The following is a 549-nucleotide window of genomic DNA, read 5'->3' on the forward strand; positions in this document are numbered from 1 at the left end:
TTCCTGAATACAATTGCGATAGTATTTCTGTACAAATGTTTTCTGAGTTGAAAAGTTCAAAATAACATGAGTTAACGTATCAGCTACAAGGGTGATAACTGGCGCATAATGGAGTTGATTGCGCGTGTCTCGAACTCCATGCTGGACTATGTCAACAACTCCTGACGCAACGCGATCTGTCTTATTCATTTGGATGACCTCTGATGCTCACCTGAAAATATTTTCAGTCCTAATTACAAGCCTAGTGCACGAATCTGCGGCGTCAAGCTGTTGATGTAAAAAAACAGAAGGCTAAGGGGAAGTTGGAGTTTATTAAATTTCGGTGATAGCGTGCGATGGTGCCATCACATTGTTTATTGAAATGCGCCGACAATAAATCTAATTGTTTTTCGCAAGAAAAATGAAGCAAATGAAATCAAGGGGTTGGCTGGCAAGGCGTTCTCGATAAACCTCTGTTATATTTTATGTTAGTTGCCATTTTGACGTGTTGGAGGCGTGCGTAAGGTCATAGTTACTATATTTATCTTCCAAAGATTCGCCGGATATATT

Annotated in this window: 1 protein-coding gene; it reads right to left on the minus strand. The window is 39.9% G+C overall.

The genetic code is table 11. The features are described 5' to 3' along the window. Positions 1-189 (minus strand): hypothetical protein (locus tag AC1DRJ_RS31985; protein WP_477805610.1); only part of this gene is annotated, 189 nt, incomplete at its 3' end. Positions 190-549: the final 360 nt, after the last annotated feature.

Source organism: Pseudomonas sp. P5_B2, from assembly GCF_056400445.1.